Source organism: Pseudomonas mosselii, from assembly GCF_005796105.1.
Taxonomy (GTDB): Bacteria; Pseudomonadota; Gammaproteobacteria; order Pseudomonadales; family Pseudomonadaceae; genus Aquipseudomonas; species Aquipseudomonas mosselii_C.
In genome coordinates this window covers 746,076-770,496 of record NZ_VAUO01000001.1, presented here as the reverse complement: position 1 = coordinate 770,496, position 24,421 = coordinate 746,076, and the positions used below count along the sequence as shown (strand labels likewise).

At 67.4% G+C, this 24,421-nt stretch carries 2 protein-coding genes; both read left to right on the top strand.

The features are described from left to right. The first annotated feature begins 38 nt into the window (after positions 1-38). The gene (locus FEM01_RS03400) at positions 39-6,359 is read left to right on the top strand and encodes a non-ribosomal peptide synthetase (RefSeq protein WP_138217854.1); all 6,321 of its coding nucleotides are present in this window, start codon (positions 39-41) and stop codon (positions 6,357-6,359) included. Positions 6,360-6,568: 209 nt separating this feature from the next. Next, positions 6,569-24,334 carry a non-ribosomal peptide synthetase gene (locus tag FEM01_RS03395; RefSeq protein WP_138217853.1) on the top strand — a complete coding sequence of 5,922 codons (17,766 nt, stop codon included), beginning with the start codon at positions 6,569-6,571 and terminating at the stop codon, positions 24,332-24,334. Positions 24,335-24,421 lie beyond the last annotated feature (87 nt).

Below are 24,421 nucleotides of genomic sequence, written 5' to 3'. Positions count from 1 at the left end.
AATCCGCGGACGATCATTCGCAAGGACGCGCCACGCTCATGTCTGCCACCGACACCTACCCACTGACCACCGCTCAGCGCGACATCTGGTTGGACCAGATCAGCCGCGGCGACTCACCGCTCTACAACATCGGTGGCTACATCGAACTCGACGGCGAGCTGGATACCGCGCTGTTGGGCCAGGCCCTTGCGCATCTCGTTGCGCTGCACGATGGCTTGCGCACGCAATTGCTGCCATGCGCCGCCGACGGATTGCCTCGTCAGCGCTTCGAGCCGTCGCTGAGCCTCGGGCTTGCGCTGTTCGACCTGAGCGACGAGGCCGACCCGCAGGCCGCCGCTCGGCACCTGATGCGACAGCGCATGATGCAGCGCTTCGATCTGCAGGGCGGCCCCCTGGCGCGCTTTTTCCTGGTCAAACTCAACCCCCAGCGGCACCTGCTGGCCGGTCAGGCCCACCATCTGATCATCGATGGCTGGGGCTTCGACCAGCTGTTCTGCCAGTTGGGGCAGTACTACGGGCGGTTGCAACAAGGTCAGCCGTTGCCGGCCCAGGCCCCCTCGTACAGCGCCTTCATCCACGACGATGTCGCTTATCAGGCATCGGCACGTCACGCGCGCGATCGCGCTTACTGGCTGGCCAAGTTTGAGGCCCTGCCTGAGCCCTTGGTCTTGCCCAAAGGCCTCGCGCCGCTTGCGGCTGATACCACCCCGCCCAGTCAGGCCTTGGACCTGCCGTTCGACAGCAACCTGCTGGCGCGCATGCAGTGCCTGGCCGGGCAACTGAACGCCTCGGCCCTGCATGTGCTGCTTGCAGCCCTGCATGTGTATTGCAGTCGCATCTGGCAGCGCGACGAATGGGTGGTCGGCCTGCCAGTGCGCAACCGTGCCAACCCAAGCTTCAAGGCCACCCTGGGTCTGTTCACCCAGGTCAGTGCCTTGCGCATGAGCTTCGGTCGCCAGCTGGGCTTCACCGACCTGGTGCACGGCATCCGTGACAGCCTCAGGCAGGACTACCGTCATCAACGCTTTGCCCTGAGCGAACTCAACCGTGCCTTGGGCCTGCTGCGTGAAGACCGAGGGCAACTATTCGAGCTGAGCGTGTCGTTCGAAGAAGACGGCAACGCCCTGCGTTACGGGCAGATCCAAGGGCGCAGCGTTAAGGTCAGCAGCGGCCACGAGCCGACCCCGCTGACGTTGCACTTGCGCAGCAATCGTCAAACTGGGGAGGCCTGGCTGCACTTGGTCTACAACCTGGCCTGGTTCAGCGCGCAGCAAGCCCAGGCCCTGGCTGACCGGCTGCTGCACATCCTGCATCAGGCCCTGGCCGACCCGGCGCTGGCAGTGGCCGACTTCGACCTGCCGAGCGCCGCCGAGCACGCCCAGTTGCAGGCCTGGGGGCAGGGGCAGAGGCAGGATCTTCCCGTCCAAGCGCGTTGCGTACACCGACGTATCGAGGCGCAGGCGTCCCTTGCGCCGCAGGCTGTCGCCGCCTGGCATGAAGGGCGCAGCCTCAGCTACGCCGAGCTGAACGGGCGCGCCAACCACCTGGCCGAAAGACTGATCGCCCTGGGTGTGCTGCCCGAGGATCGCGTAGCGATCTGCGCCAGGCGCGGCCTGGACACCTTGGTTGGCCTGCTGGCCGTGCTCAAGGCCGGTGCTGGCTATGTGCCCCTGGACCCCGCGCACCCCGGCGAACGCCTGGCCTGGTTGCTCGAAGACTGCGCGCCCAAGGCGCTGCTGAGCCAGGCGCGGATCGACCTGCCCGTTTCAGGGATACCACGACTCGACCTCGACCCGGCGACCCCCTTGATGGCGGACAACCCTGTTGTACCCGGTTTGAGGCCGGACAACCTGGCCTATGTGATTTACACCTCAGGTTCTACCGGCCAGCCCAAGGGGGTGATGGTCGAGCACCGTATGCTCGAAAACCTGATCGACTGGCATTGCCGAGCGTTCGGCCTGAAGGCTAGCGAGCAGGTGTCGTGCCTGGCCGGTTTTGGATTCGATGCCATGGCTTGGGAGGTTTGGCCGACGCTGTGCGCTGGTGCCACGCTGCACCTGGCTCCGCGGCAAGAAGGCGCTGAGGATATCGACAGCTTGCTGCGCTGGTGGCGCGACCAGCCGCTTGACCTCAGCTTCCTGCCTACGCCGGTGGCTGAACACGCCCTTGGCCAGGGCCATGATCACCCGACGCTGCGTACCTTGCTCATCGGCGGTGACCGTCTGCGCCAGCTCAAGCGCAGTCCACGCCACGCACTGGTGAACAATTACGGTCCCACCGAGGCCACCGTGGTCGCCAGTTACGGCGCCTTGCATAGCGGCGGGCCGCTGCATATCGGTGGTCCAGTGGACAACGCCCGCCTGTACGTGCTCGATTCGTACCAGCGTCTGCTGCCGCCGGGCGTGGTGGGTGAGTTGTATGTGGCGGGTGCCGGCGTTGCGCGGGGCTACCTTGGGCGCCCGGACTTGACCGCCGAGCGTTTTCTCGACGACCCGTTCCATGGCGGGCGCATGTACCGTACCGGCGACCTGGTGCGCTGGTTGGCTGACGGCACCCTGGAGTACCTGGGGCGTAATGATGATCAGGTGAAGATCCGCGGCGTGCGGGTGGAACTGGGAGAGATCGAAGCGGCGCTGACCCGCCACCCGGCCTTGCAGGAATGCGTGGTCATGGTGCAGGGCGGGCACTTGCTGGCCTGGTTCATCGCCTCGGCAGAAGTGACGCCGCGTCAATTGCACCAACACCTGGCCGAACACCTGCCCACGGCGTTGCTGCCCAGCGCTTATCAGGTCATGCAGGCTTGGCCATTGACCGCCAACGGCAAGCTCGACCGTCAGGCGCTGCCGGCGCCTGGCGCCGAGGCCTGCATCCGGCATACCTACGTCGCACCTGAAGGCGCCATCGAGCAGCGCCTGGCGGTGCTGTGGGCAGAGCTGCTGGGGATCGCGCAGGTTGGCCGGCATGACCATTTCTTCGAGCTGGGCGGCCATTCGCTGCTGGCGGTGCAGTTGATCGAGCGCATGCGCGCCGAAGGTCTGCATGCCGATGTGCAGGTGCTGTTTGGCCAGCCGACCCTGGCTAGCCTGGCCGCCGCCACCCGGCGCAACGCCATGCAGCGGGTGCCGGATAACCGGGTGCCGGCTGCGTGCGAGCAACTGACGCCCGATCTGCTGGTGCTGACGAGCCTCGCACAAGCGGATATCGACCGCATTGTCGCTGCTATACCAGGTGGCGCTCCCAATGTGCAGGAAATCTACCCGCTGGCGCCGTTGCAGCAGGGCCTGCTGTACCACCACATCACCGATACCTGCGACCCCTACCAGCAACAGGCTCTGTTCAGCTTTGCCAGCCGCGAGCAGGTTGAGCTATTCAGTCACGCTCTACAACAGGTGATTGCGCGCCACGACATCCTGCGCACCAGTCTTGCCTGGGAGGCGCTGGCGCAGCCGCAGCAGGTGGTATGGCGCCACGCCGCGCTGCCGATGCGCAAGTTGCCCGCAGGCCGCGATGCCGAGGCGCGTTTGCGTGCCACCTGTGAACCCTTGGACCTGCGCCACGCGCCATTGATGGCCTTGGGCGTTGCCGAAGACACCGAGCAGCGGCGTTGGCTGGGCCTGCTGCGTTTCCATCATCTGGTCAACGACGCGGTATCGCTTGGCTTGCTGATGGCTGAACTGCGCGCGTTCATGGCCGGGCAGGGCGCTGAAATTCCGGCATCGGTGCCTTATCGTAACTTTGCTGTGGCACACCGCGCAGCGGGTCGTGAAGAGCAGCACGAGGCTTTCTTTACTCAGCTGCTCGGCGACTTCCAGTCGCCTACCCGGGTGCTCGGGGTGGACAGCCTGCCTGTCGATCCTGATGACTTGCAATCGCTCGAGCATTCGCTGCCGCCTGCCTTGGTCCAGGCCTTGCAGGCCCTGGCGCGCCAACACGACGTCAGCCTGGCCAGTCTTTTCCACCTAGCCTGGGCTCAGGTGCTGGGCTGCCTGTCGGGCAGCGACGAGGTCGTGTTCGGCACTGTGCTACTGGGCCGTCTGGCCGCGGGCGAGGGGGCTGAGCGAGCGCTGGGGATGTTCATCAATACCTTGCCGCTGCGAGTGCGCCTGGCCGGCCTGAGCCTTGGGCAGGCCCTGACCCGCACTCACCAAGGCCTGGCAGGGTTGCTCGCGCATGAGGATGCGCCGCAGGTGCTGGCACAGCGTTGCAGCGCGCTGCCGGCTGGCGTGCCGCTGTTCGACAGTCTGGTCAACTACCGCCAGGGCAGCGCGCCTGGCCAGGTTGGCTTGCCCGGTGTCGAGCTGCTTGAGGCCAGCGAGGTGGTCAGCCAACCGCTGATGCTGGCTGTGGATGAGCATCGCGAGGCCATCCAGCTGAACTTACGTGCGCCGCGCACCCTGGGTGTGGCGCGTCTGCTGGCGTACTTGCTGCATACGCTGGAAGGCTTGCTGGGCCACGGCGCTCAACGCCCGCTAGAACAGTTGTGTAGCGTGCCGGTGGAGGAGTTGCAGCCGTTGCTGGTCGGCCTCAACGCCACTGACGATGCCAGCAGCCCCGTGCACCAGACCTGGCCTGCGCTATTCGCCCAGCAGGTGCGGCGCTGCCCTGATGCGGTGGCCGTGCAGGCCGGCGAACAGCGTCTGAGCTACCGCCAGCTCGATGAGCAGTCCAATCGCTTAGCCCACCAGTTGCGGGCCATGGGTGTGCAGCCCGATAGCCGAGTGGCGATCTGCGTCGAACGCAGCCTGGCGCTGGTGGTCGGCCTGCTGGGCATACTCAAGGCCGGTGGTGCCTACGTGCCGCTGGACCCCAGTTATCCCGACGAACGCCTGCGCTACATGCTGGCCGACAGTACGCCGCAGGTGCTGCTGGTGCATGCTGCTAGCGCAGGCCTGTTGGCAGGCAGCGGTGTGCCCACCCTGGATCTGGATCGGGACACCTGGCATCAGCAGCCTGCCCACGCACCGGTGGTGCCCGGCCTGCACCCTGGCAATCTGGCCTACGTGATCTACACCTCAGGCTCTACCGGCACGCCAAAAGGGGTGATGGTCGAGCACCGCGGCCTGTGCAACCTGATGCATTGGAGCACTGGCCTGTGCCCACCGCGCCCAGGCGATGCGCTGCTGCAACGGGCACCGTTCAGCTTCGATGGATCGGTCTGGGAGTTGTTCTGGCCCCTCAGTGCTGGCCTGCGCCTGGTGCTGGCACGCCCTGACGGCCATCGTGACCCTGCCTACCTTGCCGAGCTGATCCAAACCCAGGGCGTGACCTGCGTCAAGTTCGTGCCGGCCATGCTGCAACCCTTCCTCGACGTCGAGGGCGTCGAACGCTGTACCGGGCTACGTGACATTTTTTGCGGCGGCGGCGAGTTGACCCTGGCCATGGCAGCGGCGGTACGTACACGCCTGCCGTGGGTACGCCTGCACAATGTCTATGGCCCGACCGAGGCCACCGTGGATAGCACCGCCTGGACCCTGGAACCCGAGCAGGCGCTGCCCCTTGGCGCGCCGCCAATCGGGCGGCCCATCTGCAACACCCGCCTGTACCTGCTCGATACCCATGACCGGCCGGTACCCTTCGGTGCGGTGGGCCAGCTGCATATCGGCGGGGTTGGCGTGGCGCGCGGCTATCTTGGCCTGCCCGCTCTGCAAGCCGAGCGCTTTATCGCCAGCCCATTCGTGGCCGGCGAGCGGCTGTACCGCACCGGCGACCTGGCACGCTACCGCGCCGACGGCGAGTTGGAGTTCCTTGGCCGTAATGATTTCCAGCTCAAGTTGCGCGGCCTGCGCGTCGAGCCTGGTGAAATCGAGGTGCAATTAGCGAGCTACCCCGGGCTTGAGCAGGCGCTGGTGTCAATGCACGAGGAGCGCTTGGTGGCATGGTTCACCTGCCGCCCGGGCTACAGCGCGCCAGGGCTTGAGGCGCTGCGCTGCCACATGTTGGCGCGCCTGCCCGAACATCTGGTGCCCTCGGCCTTCGTGGCTTTGGACACCTGGCCGCTTAGCCCCAACGGCAAGGTCGACCGCCAGGCCCTGCCCGCGCCAGGCCCAGACGCGGTGATCAGTCGTCAGTACCAGGCGCCGCAAGGTGAACTGGAAGCCGCTTTGGCGCAGATCTGGAGCGAGGTGCTGCGCATCGAGCAGGTCGGGCGCGACGACAACTTCTTCGAACTTGGCGGGCATTCGCTGCTGGCTGTAAGCCTGGTGGCGCGTATGCGCCAGGCCGGCCTGCATGCCGATGCCCGTAGCTTGTTCAGCCAACCGACCCTGGCCGGCCTTGCCGCCAGCACCCAATCGCAGGCGGCCCGCGTGGAGGTGCCGCGCACGACCATCCCAGGCTTGGCGGCGCGGCGTCGGCTCTGACCTAACCAAGCCGAACAGCTTGCGCAACTGCTGTGGGAGCGGGTCTACCCGCGAACACCTGCGACGCCGGTGCCATGCACCGCGTCGCTTGGTTCGCGGCGGGTTACCTGCCTGGGTTTGTCCCGGCTTCCCATGTCAGCCCCGGCGGCCCCGATCCTTTAGTTTCACCCCCGACTTTTATTGACTTGGCAAAGCAGGATGCTTACCTCATGCCCCTGAGCGAACTGATGTCGGTGCTGTGCACCCGCGCGATCCGACTGCAACGTGACTGTGACGACCTGGTGGTGCTTGGCGCCGACGATGCCCTGGACGACGACCTGTGGCAGGCCCTTGCCGACCACAAGCCGGCGCTGCTGGCGATGCTGGCCGGGCAGGGCGATGACTGGGTCAGCCCGGCGCTGCGCATCACCCCCGACATGCTGCCGTTGGTGCAATTGGACCAGGCCGCTATCGACCGGATCGTCGCCACGGTCCCGGGCGGGGCGGCCAACGTGCAGGATATCTACCCGCTGGCGCCGCTGCAGGAGGGCATGCTCTACCATCACCTGAGTGCCACTGCCGGCGACCCCTACCTGTTGCAGGCCCAGTTGCGCTTTGCCAGCGCCGCGCACCTGGCGGCGTTCTGCGAAGCCTTGCAGTGGGTGATCCAGCGTCACGACATTCTGCGCAGTGCAATCCTTTGGGAGCGTTTGGACGAGCCGCTGCAGGTGGTCTGGCGCGAGGCTCCACTGCTGTGCGAGGCGGCAAAACTGGATGGGCCGGGCGACGCCCTGGCGCAATTGCGCGCGCGTTTCGACAGTCGGCATTTTCGCCTCGATCTTGCCCAGGCGCCATTGCTGCGCCTGGTCCATGCGTCGGGTCACGCCGAGGAAGTGGTCGGCTTGCTGCTGTTCCATCATACGGTCATGGATCACGCCGCGCTGGATATCGTGCGTCGCGAGTTGCACGCCCATCTGACTGGTAACGCCGAGCAAGTAGGGCCCGCCGTGCCGTTTCGCGATCTGCTGGCCGAAGCACGCAACGCCCGTGATGCGGGGGCGCAGCAGGCTTTCTTCGGCCAGATGCTGGGCGATATCGACGAGCCCACCCTGGCCTTTGGCCTGGCCGAAAGCGAAGGGCTGCCCGTAGAAGAGGCCCGGCTTACCCTGGAGCCTACCCTCAGCCTGCGCCTGCGCGGCCTGGCCCGGCAGCTCGGCGTCAGCCCGGCGAGCCTGATGCACTTGGCCATGGCGCGGGTGTTGGGGCATGTTTCCGGGCGCGAGGCCGTGGTGTTCGGCAGCGTACTGCTGGGGCGCATGGAGGCCGGTGCCGGCGGCGAACAGGCGTTGGGTATGTTCATCAACACCTTGCCGCTGCGGGTCGATGTGGGCGCTCTGAGCGTCAGCGAAGGGCTGCACGCCACTCATCAGCGCCTGAGCGGCCTGCTCGGCCACGAGCAGGCTTCGCTGGCCGAGGCCCAGCGTTGCAGCGGTGTCGCCGCTCCCACAGCGCTGTTCAATTGCGTGCTCAACTATCGCCACAGCGCGGCGGGGGACGCGGACGCGGTGATCGAGGTGGCGCCGGGTATCCACGTGCTGGGTGCCGAGGAGCGCACCAACTACCCACTCACGCTCAACATCGACGACCTGGGCGAGGCGTTTCGCATCACCGCGTTGGTGGCCAGCCAGATTGGCGCGCAGCGCATCGCCCGCTACCTGGTGCAGACCCTTGGGCAATTGGCCCAGGCGCTTGAGCACGCCCCGCACACCTCGGTGCAGGCGCTGGACATCCTACCCCCCGACGAGCGTGAGCACCTGCTGCGTGCCAGCAACCAGCCGTTGCAATCATTTGCCACCACGCCGCTGCTGCACCAGCGTTTCGAGGCGCACGCCAAGGCTCGCCCGCAGGCCACCGCGCTGATCTTCGAGCAACAGAGCATCAGCTACGGCGAGCTCAACCGCCGCGCCAACCAACTGGCCCATCGCCTGATCGGCCTGGGCATAGGGCCAGAGGCTCGGGTGGCGATTTGCGTCGAGCGTGGCCCGGCGATGATCATCGCCATGCTCGGGGTGCTCAAGGCCGGCGCTGGCTACGTGCCCATCGACCCCGGCGCGCCGGCCCAGCGGATTGCCTTCACCCTGGCAGACAGTACGCCCTCGGTGGTGCTCTGCCAGGCTGACAGCGTGGCAACGCTCGGCACCCCCACAGCGCCGTTGCTGGATCTGGACGATCCGTGCCTGGCCGAACAACCTGAACATGACCCGCTGCGCCCGGAGCTGCTGCCTTCACATTTGGCCTATGTGATCTACACCTCCGGCTCGACCGGGCTACCCAAGGGGGTGATGGTCGAGCATGGCAACGCCAGTCGCCTGTTCGGCGCCACTGACGCTTGGTACGGCTTCAACCGCCAGGACGTCTGGGCGCTTTTCCATTCGTTCGCCTTCGACTTCTCGGTGTGGGAAATCTGGGGCGCGCTGGCCTACGGCGGCCAGTTGCTGATTATCCCCCAGTCGATCAGTCGCGACCCGGATGCTTGCTACGCGCTGCTCTGCCAGAGCGGTGTGAGCGTGCTCAACCAGACGCCCAGTGCGTTCCGTCAACTGGTCGCGGCTCAAGGCCGCAGCCCCTTGCAGCATTCGTTGCGCCAGGTGATCTTCGGTGGCGAGGCACTGGAACCAGGCTCGCTCAAACCGTGGTACGCGCGCATTGGCAACGCCGGCACGCGGCTGGTGAACATGTACGGCATCACCGAAACGACGGTGCACGTCACCTACCGTCCGCTGCAGGCTGCCGACGCGCAGTTGGTGGGCGTCAGCCCGATCGGCGAGCGCATCCCGGACCTGCAATTGTACGTGCTCGACAGCCACCGCCAGCCGCTGCCGGCCGGGGTGACCGGAGAGCTGTACGTGGGCGGGGCCGGGGTTGCCCGCGGCTACCTCAACCGCCCCGAACTCAGCGCCGAACGTTTTATCGCCGACCCGTTCAACCCGACAGGTCGGCTTTACAAGACCGGCGACCTGGCACGTTGGGCCACCGATGGCGGCCTTGAGTACCTTGGTCGTAACGACGAGCAAGTGAAGATCCGCGGCTTTCGAATCGAATTGGGCGAGATCGAAGCTCGTCTGGCGGCCTGCGCCGGTGTCCGCGAGGCGGTAGTGCTGGCGCGCCGCGATAGCGCTGACGAGGTGCGTCTGGTGGCTTGGTGGCTGGCTGAGGAGGGCGTCGCCCCTACGGTTGCTGAACTGCGCCAAGCCCTGCTGCAGGACCTGTCTGACTACATGGTGCCCACCGCCTTCGTGCGTCTGGACAGCTTCCCGCTGACCGGTAATGGCAAGCTCGACCGCAAGGCGTTGCCTGAACCGGATAGCAGCGCCTTCGCCCGGCATGCTTTCGAGGCGCCGCAAGGCCAGACCGAGCAGCTTATCGCGCAGATCTGGCAACAATTGCTGGGCATCGCCAAGGTCGGCCGCCACGACAACTTCTTCGAACTTGGCGGCCATTCGTTACTGGCGGTCAAGCTGGTGGAACGCATGCGTCAGCACGACCTGGCCGCGGATGTCCGGGTGCTGTTCGGCCAGCCGACTCTGGCGGCCCTGGCCGCTGCGGTGACCACCGGACAGGCTGCACCGGTACCGGCCAACCGCGTGCCGGCTGGCTGCACACGGATCGAGCCAGACATGCTGCCACTGGCCAACCTCGGGCAGGCAGACATCGACCAACTGGTGGCGGGGATTCCCGGCGGTTGTGCCAACGTACAGGACATCTACGGCCTGGCACCCTTGCAACAAGGCATTCTCTACCATCACCTGGCCAGCGATGGCGCCGACCCTTACGTACTGCGCGCACGCTTTGCGTTTGCTGGCGAAAACGAGCTGCAAGGCTTTATCGCTGCGTTGGATACGGTCATTGCCGAGCACGACATCCTGCGTACCAGCATCCACTGGCAGGGCCTTGAGGAGGCGGTGCAAGTGGTACATCGCCAGGCCCGCCTGCCGGTGGTTGCAAGCGCCGACCTGCACCGCCTGGACCTGAACCGCGCACCGTTGATGAAACTGGTGCGCCACCGCGATGGCGAGCGCTTGGAGGCGACCCTGCTGTTGCACCATATCCTGCTCGACCACACCGCCACCGAGTTGCTCGTAAACCAGGTCGGCGCGGTGTTGCAAGGGCGCCGCCTGGCGCTGGACAGCGTGCCGTACCGTAACTACGTGGCGCGTAGCCGCCTGGATGCCGACCCAGCAGGCGACCAGGCGCTGTTTTGCGAGATGCTCGCGGACATCGACGCGCCGACCGAGGTGTTCGGCCTGCGCGATGTGCAAGGTGACGGGGTACAGGTGCTCGATCACACGCACGCGCTGGCCCCGGCGTTGGCTGTGCGACTGCGGGTGCAGGCGCGCCAGCTGGGGGTCAGCATCGCCAGCTTGGTGCACCAGGCCTGGGGCCAGGTACTGGCGCAGTTGTCCGGCCGCCAGGAGGTGGTGTTCGGCACTGTGCTGCTTGGCCGGCTGCAAGGTGGCGCAGGGGCTGATCGGGCACTGGGCATGTTCATCAACACCTTGCCGCTGCGGGTCAGCGTCGATGCCATGGGCGTTGCCGAAGGTGTGCGTCGCACCCACCAGCGCCTGGCAAGGCTGCTCGGCCACGAGCAAGCCTCGCTGGCCCAGGCCCTGCGTTGCAGTGGCGTGCCCAGCGACCAGGCGCTGTTCACCAGCCTACTCAATTTCCGCCATGCCAGCCCCAAGGTCGCAGGCGACGGCCTGGGCTGGGCGGGTATCGAGCTGCTGGCCTCCCGCGAGCGCAGCAACTACCCATTGGTGGTCAACGTCGACGACCAGGGCGAAGGCCTCAGCCTGACGGTGCAGGCCGTGCCCCAGGTCGATGGCGGGCAGGTCTGTACGCTGCTGGCTTGCGCCCTGGAGCAGCTTGCCCAGGCCTTGGAACAGGCCCCGCAAAGCCCGCTGTACGGGCTGTCCAGCTTGCCGGCGGGCGAGCGCGAACGGGTGCTGCACCGGTTCAACGACACCTGCCGCGACTACCCGCGCGAGCAGCCCTTGCATGCGCTGTTCCAGGCCCGTGCGGCCGCCTGCGGCGACAGCGTGGCGGTGATTCACGGCCAGCGCCAATGGCATTACACCGAACTGGCCGAGCACGCCAACCGCCTGGCCCATCACCTGCTGGCCGTTGGCCTGCTGCCGGGCGAGCGGGTGGCGCTGCTGCTGCCGCGCTCGTTCGACCTTGTGGCCGCGCAACTGGCGGTGAGCAGTTGCGGTGCCACCTATGTGCCGCTGGACGGCAATGCGCCGGTGGAGCGCCAAGCGTTTCTTCTCGAAGACTGCGGGGCGCGCGTGTTGCTGACTCACAGTGACCAACCTCGCCCCGGCCATACCCAGCGCGTGGAACTGGACACCCTCGACCTGGCCGCTTACCCAGCTGATGCCCCGGTGCTGGCGGTGGCGGCCGACAGCGCCGCCTACATCATGTACACCTCTGGCTCCACTGGCACGCCCAAGGGCGTGCAGGTGCCGCATCGGGCCGTAGCGCGGCTGGTGATCAACAACGGTTTCGCCGAATTCAACGGCGACGACCGGGTAGCCTTTGCTTCCAACCCCGCGTTCGATGCCAGCACGCTGGAGGTATGGGCACCGCTGCTCAATGGCGGCGCAGTAGTGGTGATCGACCAGCACCAGGTACTGGCACCCGATAGCCTTGGCCAAGCGCTGCTCGAAGGCCGCGTGACGGTACTGTGGCTGACTGCCGGGTTGTTCCACCAATACGCCGATGCCCTGTTGCCGGTGTTCGCTACGCTGCGCTACCTGATGGTCGGCGGCGATGTACTCGATCCGGCAGTGATTGCCCGGGTGCTGCAAGGCGGTGCACCCCAACACCTGCTCAACGGCTACGGGCCGACCGAGGCCACCACGTTCAGTACCACCCATGAAATCCGCAGCGTGGGGGCAGGGGCAATTCCTATCGGCGTACCGATCGGTAACAGCCGCTGCTACGTCCTCGACGCCCGTCGCCAGCCGCTGCCGGTGGGCGCGGTGGGCGAGCTGTACATTGGCGGTGACGGCGTGGCCCTGGGTTACCTGGGCCAGCCGGAACTGACCGCAGAGCGCTTTATCGATGATCCTTTCAGCAGCGAGCCGGGGTCGCGCCTGTACCGCAGTGGCGACCTGGCGGCCTGGCAGGCCGATGGCACCTTGCGTTACCTGGGGCGCAGTGACCAGCAGGTCAAGCTGCGCGGCTTCCGCATAGAACTGGGCGAGATCGAGACGCGTCTGGCCGCCTGTGCCGGGGTACGCGACGCCGTGGTGCTGGTGCGCGAGGACGTGCCTGGGGACAAGCGCCTGGTCGCGTACTTCCAGGCCGAAGACCAGGCGCCGGCGATTGCCAGCTTGCACGAACAGCTGCTGGGCCAGTTGCCCGACTACATGCTGCCCGCCGCCTACGTGGAGGTTGCCCAGTGGCCGCTGACTGCCAACGGCAAGCTCGACCGCCGCGCACTGCCGGCGCCGGGCCAGGGCGATGTGCTCAGCCGTGCGTTCGCCGCGCCCGAGGGGCCGCTGGAAACCCGCTTGGCGGCGATCTGGGCTGACTTGCTGAAGGTCGAGCGAGTAGGGCGGCTCGACAACTTCTTCGAACTCGGTGGCCACTCGCTGCTGGCCGTGAGCCTGATCGAGCGCATGCGCAAGGCGGGCCTGGGCGCCGATGTGCGGGTGCTGTTCGCCCAGCCGACCCTGGCCGCGCTGGCCGCGGCAGTGGGCAGTGGCAGCGAAGTGCAGGTGCCCGCCAACCGGGTTCCGACCGGCGCCGATGGCATCACGCCGGACATGCTCAGCCTGGTGCAGCTCGATCAGGCCAGCATTGAGCGCATCGTCGCCACGGTGCCAGGTGGCGCTGCCAATGTGCAGGAAATCTACCCGTTGGCGCCGCTGCAGGAGGGCATCCTGTACCACCACCTGAGCGCGGCTCAGGGCGACCCCTACCTGCTGCAATCGCGCCTGGCCTTCGACAGCCTGGCGCGCCTGCAAGCCTGGGCCGCAGCCTTGCAGCAGGTGATCGCACGGCATGACATCCTGCGCACTTCGCTGGTCTGGGAAGGCCTGGCGGAGCCGGTGCAGGTGGTCTGGCGCCACGCTGAGCTGGCGGTGGACGAGATCGCCCTGGACGGCACCAGCCCACTGCCGCTGATCGACCAGTTGCAGGTGCGCTTCGACGCCCGTCAGCAGCGTATCGACCTGGGCCAGGCGCCACTGTTGCGGCTGGTCTATGCCCACGATCCGGCCAACCGCCAGGTGGTGGCGATCCTGTTGTTCCACCACCTGGCCCTGGACCATACCGCCATGGACGTGGTCGGCAGCGAAATGCTCGCGCTGCTGCGCGGCGAGCCCCGCGCGCTGGGCACGCCGGTGCCGTATCGCAACTATGTTGCCCAAGCCCGCCTGGGCAACGACCGTCAGCGCCACGAAGCGTACTTCCGCGCGCTGCTAGGCGATGTCGAAGAGCCGACCCTGCCCTTTGGCCTGCATGACGTGCAAGGTGAGGGTCACGCCATCGAGGAGGCCCATCAGGCGCTGGACGGCGCACTGGCCCTGCGCCTGCGCGAGCAGGCCAGGCAACTGGGTGTTAGCGCCGCCAGCTTGGCGCACCTGGCCTGGGCACGGGTGGTCGGGGTGCTGGCCAACCGCAGTGACGTGGTGTTCGGCACCGTGTTGATGGGCCGCCTGCAAGGTGGCGAGGGCGCCGACCGGGCGCTGGGGGTGTTCATCAACACCTTGCCGCTGCGGGTCGACACCCGTGCCCCGGTAGAGCAGGCCGTGCGCGCTACCCATGCCGGGCTCTCGGCACTGCTTGGCCACGAGCATGCCGCACTGGCCGAAGCCGTGCGTTGCAGTGGCTTGCCAGCCGGCCAGCCACTGTTCAGCGCCTTGCTCAACTACCGCCACAGCAACGCTGAGGCGCGCCGTGACGGCGAAGGTATCTGGGAGGGCGTGCGCCTGCTGGGTGGCGAGGAGCGCAGCAACTATCCGTTGACCCTGAGCGTCGACGATTTGGGCGACGATTTTGCCTTGAGCGTGCTGGCCCAGGCCGGCATCGGCGCCGGACGCGTCGCTGGCTGGATGGCCAATGCCCTGGAGCAACTGGTGCAGGCCCTGGAGTACGGCGGCCAGCTGCCAGTTGAACAACTGCCGCTGCTGGCGGCCGAGGAGCGTGCACAACTGCTCGAAGGCTTCAATCAGCACGTGCGGGACTACCCGACGGGGCATACCGTGCACGCCCTGGTCGAGGCCCAGGCGGCCCGGACCGCCAGCGCCCGCGCGGTGGTGCAAGGTGACGACGTGCTGAGCTACGGCGAGCTGAACTGCGCCGCCAACCGCCTGGCCCACCACCTGATCGGCCTGGGCGTGACCCCGGGCGCGCGGGTGGCACTGTGCCTGCCGCGCTCGCCACGACGGCTGGTGGCCTTGCTCGCCGTGCTCAAGGCCGGCGCGGCCTACGTGCCGGTGGACCCTGCCTATCCGGCTGAGCGGATTGCCTACCTGCTGCACGACAGCGCGCCTGCGCTGGTGCTGGCCGAGTCGCACGGCCCGAGTCTGGGCGAAGAGGTGCCAAGGCTGGACCTGGACCTCGGCGACTGGCATAGCGCCGCCGAGCACAATCCACAGGTGCCGGGCCTGACTGACCACGACCTGGCCTACGTGGTCTACACCTCCGGCTCAACCGGCCAGCCCAAGGGCGTGATGGTCGAGCACCGGACCCTGGCCAACCTGGTGCATTGGCACTGCGAGGCCTTCGACCTGGGCGCCGGCAGCCAGACGGCCAGCGTTGCCGGCTTCGGTTTCGACGCCATGGCCTGGGAGGTCTGGCCGGCATTGTGCGCCGGGGCCGCGCTGCACCTGCCCCCGGTCGCGGTGGCCGGTGATGATGTGCAGACGCTGCTGGAGTGGTGGCAGGCGACACCGCTGGAGGTCGCTTTCCTGCCCACGCCGTTGGCCGAACAGGTACTGCGCAAGGGCCAGGGCCATCCAACCCTGCGCACGCTACTGACCGGCGGCGACCGCCTGCGGCCATTCGACCGTGCGCCGGGCTTTGCCGTGGTCAACAACTACGGCCCCACTGAAACCACCGTGGTGGCGACGTCCGGGGAGGTTACCCCGGGCAGCGTGGTGCATATCGGCAAGCCGCTGCCCAATACTCGGGCTTACGTGCTCGATGACCAGCGACAGCCGGTGCCGGTGGGCGTGGTGGGCGAGCTGTACATCGGTGGCGCCGGGGTCGCCCGGGGCTACCTGGGCCGCGCGGACCTCACGGCCGAGCGCTTCGTCGACGACCCGTTCCAGGGTGGGCGCATGTATCGCAGCGGCGACCTGGTGCGCTGGAACGCCGACGGTACGCTGGATTACCTGGGCCGCAACGACGACCAGGTGAAAATCCGCGGCATGCGCGTCGAACTGGGCGAGGTCGAGGCGGCATTGGTAGCGCAGCCGGGGATCGCCGAGGCTGCCGTGCTGGTGCGTGGCGAGCGCTTGCTGGCTTGGTTGCGCGCCGACGGTGAGGTGGATCTCGACGAGCTGCGCCAGGCCCTGGCTGCGCGCCTGCCGGCGCATATGCTGCCGCTGGCGTTGATTCCCCTGGATGCGCTGCCGCTGACCGCCCACGGCAAGCTCGACCGGCGTGCGTTACCCGACCCGGATCCGGCCAGCCTCGCCGGCCCGGTGTTCGAGGCGCCGCAGGGCGCGCGCGAAACCGCCATCGCGCAGGTTTGGGCCGAGGTGCTGGGCGTTGAGCGGGTTGGCCGGCACGACAACTTCTTCAGCCTGGGCGGTCATTCGTTGCTGGCGGTAAGCCTGGTGGAGCAGTTGCGTAGCCAGGGCATCGAATGCGATGTGCGTCAGTTGTTCAGCCAGCCCAGCGTGGCCGCGCTGGCTGCAGCCCAAGGTCCGGCCCGCCAGGTGCAAGTGCCGGCCAATGGCATTCCTGCCGGCTGCCGGCAGATCGTCCCAGGCATGCTCAGCCTGGTGGCGCTGACCCCGGCGCAGATCGCGCGGATTGTCGAGAGCGTGCCGGGCGGGGCCGCCAACGTGCAGGACATCTACCCGCTCGCGCCGTTGCAGGAGGGCATCCTCTACCACCACTTAGGCGCCCGTGGGCATGATCCTTACGTGTTGCAATCGCACCTGGCGTTCGACAGTGAGGAGCGCTTGCAGGCCTTTGCCGACGCACTGCGCACGGTAATCGCCCGGCATGACATTCTGCGTACAGCAGTGCTGTGGGAGGGCCTGCCGCACGCTGTACAGGTGGTGTGGCGTGAAGCCCCGTTGCTGGTACGTGAGCAGCGCGAGGCCGCCGCGCAGTGGCTGGACCTGGCTCAGGCGCCGTTGATTCGTCTGTATTTCAGGCGCACGCCCGGTAGCCCACGGCTGCTGGCCACCTTGCAGTTCCATCATGTGGTGCTCGACCACACCGCGCTGGAGGTGGTACGCGCAGAAATGCTCGCCTGCCTGCATGGCGGGGGTGAGCCTGCGCAGCCGCCGGTGCCGTACCGCAACTACGTGGCCCAGGCGTTGCTGGGTGTCAGCGAAGCCGAGCACGAGGCGTTCTTCCGTGGCCAACTGGCCGATATCGACGAGCCGACCTTACCCTACGGCCTCAACCCGCAAGCCGGCAACGTTGGGACAATCGATGAGGCGCGCCTTCGACTGCCCGAGGCCTTGCAGCGTCAACTGCGCAGCCAGGCCCGTCAGCTTGGGGTGAGCACTGCCAGCCTGCTGCACCTGGCCTGGGGGCGCTTGCTGGCAGCGACCAGCGGCAAGGCCTGCGTGGTGTTCGGCAGCGTGCTGCTGGGGCGCATGGGCGGTGGCGACGGTGCAAGCCACGGCCTGGGCATGTTCATCAACACCCTGCCGCTGCGCCTGGACCTGGAGGGTTTTGACGTGCGCCAGGCCGTGCGCAACACCCACGAGCGGCTGAGCGCGCTGCTGGCCCATGAACATGCCTCCCTGGCCCTGGCCCAGCGTTGCAGCGCCGTAGCTGCGCCGCAGCCGTTGTTCAGCGCCATGCTCAACTACCGCCACGGCGAGGCGGAAGGTGCGGTGCAGCGCCAGGCCTGGCAGGGCATCGAGACCCTGGCCAGCGAGGAGCGCACGCACTTTCTGTTCAGCCTCAATGTCGATGACTTCGGCGATGCCCTGCGCCTGACCGCGCAGGTGCCTGCCGAGGTTGGCGCCGCGCGGGTATGCCAGCAAATGCAGGCGGTTCTCGAAGGCCTGGTGCAAGCCCTCGAGCGTCAACCCGACCTGGCGGTGCAGCGCCTTAACGTGCTGCCGGTGCAGGAACGTGAACGCCTATTGTTGGGCTTCAATGCCAGCGCGGCGAACTACGACCTCGAACAGACCGTGCATGGCCTGATCGAAGCGCAGGTCCGGCGCAGCCCCGACGCGCTGGCTGTGCGCGGGGAAGACGGCGAGCTGAGTTTCGCCCAGCTCAACGCCCAGGCCAACCGCCTGGCCCACCACCTGATCGCCCTTGGGGTAAAACCCGACGATCGTGTAGCGATCTGCGTGGAACGTGGCGTGGCGATGGTGGTCGGCCTACTGGCCATCCTCAAGGCCGGCGGCGCCTATGTGCCGGTGGACCCGGATTACCCGGCCGAACGCATCAGCCATATGCTCACCGACAGCGCACCGGTGGCCGTGCTGGTCCATGCCGCGACCCGGCACGTGCCGCAAGGCCTGCCGGTGGTAGACCTGGACCACGCCAGCTGGACTCAACAGCCGGACAGCAACCCGGTGGTGCAGGGCCTGACGCCAAACCACCTGGCCTACGTGATCTACACCTCCGGCTCCACCGGCCTGCCCAAGGGCGTGATGAACGAGCACCGTGGCGTGGTCAACCGCCTGCTGTGGACCCAGCAGCAATACGCGTTGGGTGCCGATGATGTGGTGTTGCAGAAAACCCCGTTCAGCTTCGACGTGTCGGTGTGGGAATTCTTCTGGCCGCTGCAAACCGGTGCTTGCCTGGTCATGGCTAGCCCTGGGGGCCATAAGGACCCGGCTTACCTGCGCGAGGTGATTGTGCGCGAGCAGGTCACGACGATGCACTTCGTCCCCTCGATGCTGGACGCTTTCCTGGCTCACGGTGATGCCGAAGCTGCCGCGCTCAAGCGTGTGCTGTGCAGCGGTGAGGCCTTGCCCGGCAGCCTGGTGCGGCGATTCAAGGCGCAGTTGGCCGCTGTCGAGTTGCACAACCTTTACGGCCCGACTGAGGCGGCAGTGGACGTCAGCGCCTGGCACTGCACCGAGGCGCCGGACAACACGCCAATCGGCAAGCCGGTGGCCAACACCCAGCTGTATGTACTCGATACCCATGGACAACCGGTGCCACAAGGGGTAGCCGGCGAGCTGTACATCGGCGGCGTACAGGTGGCTCGCGGTTACCTCAACCGCGCCGAACTGAGTGCCGAACGCTTCCTCGATGACCCGTTCACCCCAGGCGGGCGGCTGTACCGTACTGGCGATCTGGCCCGCCACCTGCCGGACGGCAATTTGGAGTACCTGGGCCGCAACGACGACCAGGTAAAGCTACGCGGGCTGCGTATCGAGCTGGGCGAAATCCAGGCCTGCTTGACTGCTATCGACGGCATCCAGGAAGCCGCCGTGCTGGCACCCGAAGTACAGGGTGAGCGCCGGCTGGTGGCGTACTACACCGGGCGTGCCCAAGCGGTGGAGGCATTGCGCGGCGAACTGCTGCGCCACTTGCCGGAATTCATGGTGCCGGCGCTGTACGTGCACCTCGCGGCGCTGCCGTTGAGCCCGAACGGCAAGCTCGAGCGCAAGGCATTGCCGCTACCGGGCGCCGAGGCCTTGGCCAGTCGGCCATTCGAGGCCCCGCAAGGCGCCACCGAGCAACTGCTGGCCGAAGTCTGGGCCGAGCTGCTGGGGCTTGAGCGGGTCGGGCGGCACGACAACTTCTTCGAACTGGGCGGCCACTCGCTGTTGGCGCTCACCTTGCTCGCGCGCTTGCGCAGCCGAGGCTTGCAAGTGGATATCCAGGTGCTGTTCGCTGAACCGAGCCTTTCGGCGCTGGCAGCAACAGTGGCTGCTGGTGTCGTGACCGAGGCTCCGGCCAACCGTATCGCTCACGACTGCCAGCGCATCACGCCCGAGCTGTTGCCGCTGGTGGCGCTGGAGCAGCCAGCCATCGATAGCGTGGTCGCCGCCGTCGCCGGTGGTGACGCCAATGTGCAGGACATCTACCCATTGGGGCCGTTGCAGGCCGGTATTCTCTACCATCATTTGGCCAACCCCGAACAGGCTGACCCTTACCTGCAACAGGTGCACTTCGCCTTCAGCGATGCCAACCACTTGCAGGCCTTTGCCACGGCCCTGCAAGCCGTCATCGCGCGCCACGACAGCCTGCGTAGCAGCCTGCACTGGGACGGCCTGCCAACCCCGGTACAGGCGGTTTGGCGCAAGGCGAGCCTGCCGGTACGAGCGGTGACAACGCTGGACGATCCGGCGCATGACCACATGGACCTGACCCAGGCCCCGCTGCTGCGCCTGCTGCACTGCCGCGAAGCGCAGGGCCCGCGTATTCAGGCGCGCTTGCAGTTCCACCATGCGGTGCTCGACCATGTGGCCCTGAAGGTGCTGGTGCACGAGTTGCACGCGCAGTTGCTGGGCGAAGCGCAGCAGTTGCCGGCCCCCGTGCCATACCGTAACTACATCGCGCAGACCCTGCGCAGCGCCGAGGGCGAAGCTGGCGAAGCGTTCTTCGCCAGGCAGCTTGGCGATATCGATGAACCGACCTTGCCCTACGGCACGCAGCGCCCCCATGGCAGCGATGCTCCGCGCCAGGCGTACCGGGTGCTTGCGCCAGGGTTGAGCGAGCAACTGCGCGAGCAGGCACGCTTGGCCGGGGTCAGTCCCGCCAGCCTCGTGCACCTGGCCTGGGCCCTGGTGCTCGGGCAGTTGTCCGGGCGTGACAGCGTGGTGTTCGGCAGCGTGCTGCTCGGTCGCCTGGCGGGTGGTGAAGGCAGCGAGCGGGCGCTGGGGGTGTTCATCAACAGCCTGCCGCTACGTCTCGACCTGGCCGGGGTGAACGTGGCCGAAGGCGTGCGTGCCACCCACCAACGGCTGAGCGAGTTGCTGCGCCACGAGCATGTTCAGTTGGCCCAGGCGCAACGTTGCAGTGGCCTGCCAGCGGGCGTGCCGCTGTTCAGCGCGCTGCTCAACTATCGCCACGGCAGTGCCACGTCCGGCGAACAGGCACGCGCCTGGCACGGCATCGAGTTGCTACGCGCCGAGGAGCGCAGCAACTACCCGCTGGCCCTGAGCGTCGACGACGACGGTGCAGGCTTCGCCTTGACGGCCCAGAGCGCCGAGGGCATCGACGCCGGACGTGTCTGCGCCTACCTGGAGCAGGCCTTGACGGTACTGGCGCAGTGCCTGGCCGAGGCGCCGGACACGCCATTGAGCCGCCTGTCGATACTGCCGGCAGACGAGCGTGCGACCCTGCTCGATGGTTTCAATGCCACCGACCGCGACTACCCCCGTGACTTGCCGGTGCACCGCCTGTTCGAGCAGCGCGTTGCCAGCCATCCGCTGGCAGTCGCGGCAGTGCAGGGCAGCGACCGTTTGCTGTACGGCGAGCTGAACGAACGCTCCAACCGCCTGGCTCACTACTTGATAGGCCAGGGCGTGGCTCCTGGCGATGCCGTGGCGATCCTGCTGCCACGCTCGCTGGAGTTGCTGGTGGCGCAACTGGCGGTGGCCAAGTGTGCGGCGGTCTATGTGCCGCTGGACTGCAACGCGCCCGCCGAACGCCAGGCCTACATGCTGAGCGACTGCCAGGCAGTGGCGCTGCTGTGCCGCGCCGCTGACCGCCTGGAGTCGCCGACCCGGCGCATTGCCTTGGACCGCCTGGCCCTGCACGACATGCCGGGGCACAACCCAAACCTTGCCCAGGGCGGCGAGAGTGTTGCCTACGTGATGTACACCTCCGGTTCCAGCGGCGCGCCCAAGGGCGTGCAAACGCCGCATCGGGGCATCGCTCGCCTGGTGCTGAACAGCGGCTATGCCGATTTCAATGCCGAAGATCGCATGGCCTTCGCCGCCAACCCTGCGTTCGATGCCAGCACCGTCGAGGTGTGGGGCGCGCTGCTCAATGGCGGGCAGTTGTGGGTGATCGACCAGGCGACCTTGCTGGACCCGGTGCGCCTGGCCCCGTTGCTGCGTGAGCTGAGCGTGATGTTCCTGACCACGGCGTTGTTCAACCAGTACGTGCAGTTGATCCCCGAAGCGCTGGCCGGACTGCGCGTGCTCATGTGCGGTGGCGAACGTGCCGAGCCCGAGGCATTCAGGCGGCTGCTGGCAGTGGCGCCGCACGTGCGCCTGGTGCATTGCTACGGCCCTACCGAGACTACCGGTTATGCCACCACCAGCGAGGTGCGGGCTGTGCCGGCTGGCAGCGACAGCGTGCCGATCGGCCGGCCTATCGGCAACACCCGTGTGTACGTGCTCGATGGCCAGGGCCGGCCCGTGCCGGTGGGCGTAGTGGGCGAGCTGCATATCGGCGGCGACGGCGTGGCGCTGGGCTACCTGAACCGCGCGCAACTGACTGCCGAGCGCTTTGTCGAAGACCGCTTCAGCGCTCGCCCAGGGGCTCGCCTGTACCGTACCGGTGACCTGGGCTACTGGCGCGAGGACGGCCAGTTGGAGTGCCTTGGCCGCAATGACGACCAGGTCAAGATCCGAGGTTTTCGCATCGAGCTGGGCGAGATCGAGCAGCATATCGCGCGCTGTCCAGGCATTGGCGAGGCCGTGGTGCAAGCCTTGCGCCTGGACCAGGGGCCACTGCGCCTGCTGGCCTGGTACAGCCGCCGCGATCCGGCGTTGAGCCCGGAGCACCTGCGTACCTGGTTGCAGGCGCGGGTGCCGGAGTACATGGTGCCAGTGGCGCTGGTCGCAATGGACAGCCTGCCGCTGAACAACAACGGCAAGGTCGACCGCAAGGCGCTGCCGGTGCCGGCCCTCGGGGTCATTGGCCAGGACCACCACGAGGCGCCGGCCACGGCCCTCGAGCAGCGCCTGGCGCAGGTATGGGGTGAAGTGCTGGAGGTAGCCCAGGTCGGCCGTCACGATAGCTTCTTCGAGCTGGGCGGCCATTCGCTCAGTGCCATTCGCCTGGTCAATCGCCTGCAGCAGGAAGGCCTGGCCAGCAGCCTGGCCGAGCTGTTCCAGTACCCGACGGTCGCGGGCCAGGCCAAGCTCATGCAGCAGGGTATGGTGCCGCAGCCCGAAGGGCTGGTGAGCGTGCGCAGCGAAGGCGATGAGCCACCGCTGTTCCTATTGCACGAGTTCAGTGGCCTGGAGCTGTACTTCCCAGTGCTGGGTCAGCAGCTGCCGCCGGGGTTCCCGATCTACGGCGTGCCGGGCATTGCCCTCGGTCAAGCCCAACCACAGACCTTGGAGTGCCTGGCCAGCCGGGCCATCGAGCGGATTCGCGCGGTGCAGCCGCAAGGGCCGTACCGCCTGGCTGGCTGGTCGTTTGGCGGCGTGCTGGCCTACGAGATCGCCGCGCAATTGCGTGGCGCCGATCAGGCGGTGAGCTTCCTCGGCCTGATCGACACTTTCTTGCCGCGCCTGACCGACCAGGGCAAGCCGCGCTGGCAGGGGCCGTGGCTGCTGGAGCGCCACCTGCTATTGCACTGCACCCAGTACTGGCAGTCCCAAGGCGCGGCGGGCCTGGTGCAGTTGGCCAAGTTGAAGGTGCTCGAGCAGCAGGCACCGGCGTTCGATGAACTGCTGGCCGCTTGCCGCGACGAGCAATTGCTGTATGCCGGCCTGGCGGAGGCTGAGGACGTTGCCTTGCGCCACTTCCTGGAACGCGAGCTGGCCCACGGGCATGCCTTGGCCCATTACCGGATCGAGCCGCTGGATGTGCCGGTTCAATTGTTCTGTGCCCAGCAACGCAGCGGCGTCAGCCCGGCCCAGGGCTGGGTCGATACCCTTGGCACGGCGCTGGTGCACAGCATTGAGGTGCCGGGTGATCACCGCAGCATGATGCAGCCGCCCCATGTGCAGGCCCTGGGCCAGGCGTTGGGTGAAGCACTGGCGTTGGCCTGCGCGCCGGCCAGTGTGGCCCACCAGCCGCTGGTGGCTATCCAGAGCGGTCAGGCCGGGCAGGCGCCGTTGTTCTGCGTGCCAGGCGCGGGCGATAGTGTGACGCGCTTCGTCGGCCTGGCCGATGCGTTGGGGCCGGAGCGGCCGCTGTACGGCCTGCAACCCCGCGGGTTGGAAGGCGCCGGCGTGCCGCACCGTGAGGTGGAGGTCGCCGCCCGCTGCCATGTGCAGGCGCTCCAGGCGCTGTACCCGCAAGGCCCAGTGCACTTGCTGGGGCACTCGTTCGGCGGCTGGGTGGCGCATGCCATGGCCTGCCAACTGCAAGCGCAGGGGCGCGAGGTGGCGTCCTTGACCCTGGTCGACAGCGAGGCGCCGACCTGCGGCAGCGTGTGCGGCAGGCCCTATACCACCACGGCGGCGTTGCAGCGCCTGGTGGAATCCTTGCAACTGGGCAGCGGCAAGGCCCTGGGTATCGATGCCGAGGCGTTCGCGCGGGCCGACGACGACCAGCAACTGCGCCTGCTGCACGCGGCCATGCAGCAAGCCGGGCTGTTACCGGCGCGGGCCGGGGTGCAGGCCTTGGCTGGCACGCTGCGCACCTTCAGTGCCGCGCTGCGCACGGTGTACCGCCCGCAAGCCATCTACCAGGGGCCGGCCAGGCTGGTGCTGGTGGCCAACGCCTGCGTCGATGCCGCTGGTAACCAGCGCGAGCAGGCGGCCATGCGCAGCGGCTGGCAGCAACTGTTGCCGCAGTTGGAGGTGTGGCAGGGGCCAGGTGACCACTACAGCGTGCTCAAGGCGCCGCAGGTGTACAGCGTAGCGGCGTGGTGGCAGGACGGGCAGGCGCGGTCGGAGCAGGTGGTGCCGCGTTGAACGTGGTGGGTGGGGGCAGGCTTGCCCCCACGCCGCCGAGCGCCGTACGACCTGCTGGCTGAACGTTGGACCAGCGACATTTATCAG

Bases quoted from the DNA above. Each gene is read 5' to 3' on its own strand.
- FEM01_RS03395 (WP_138217853.1), top strand. From the start codon at position 6,569: ATGCCCCTGAGCGAACTGATGTCGGTGCTGTGCACCCGCGCGATCCGA.
- FEM01_RS03400 (WP_138217854.1), top strand. From the start codon at position 39: ATGTCTGCCACCGACACCTACCCACTGACCACCGCTCAGCGCGACATC.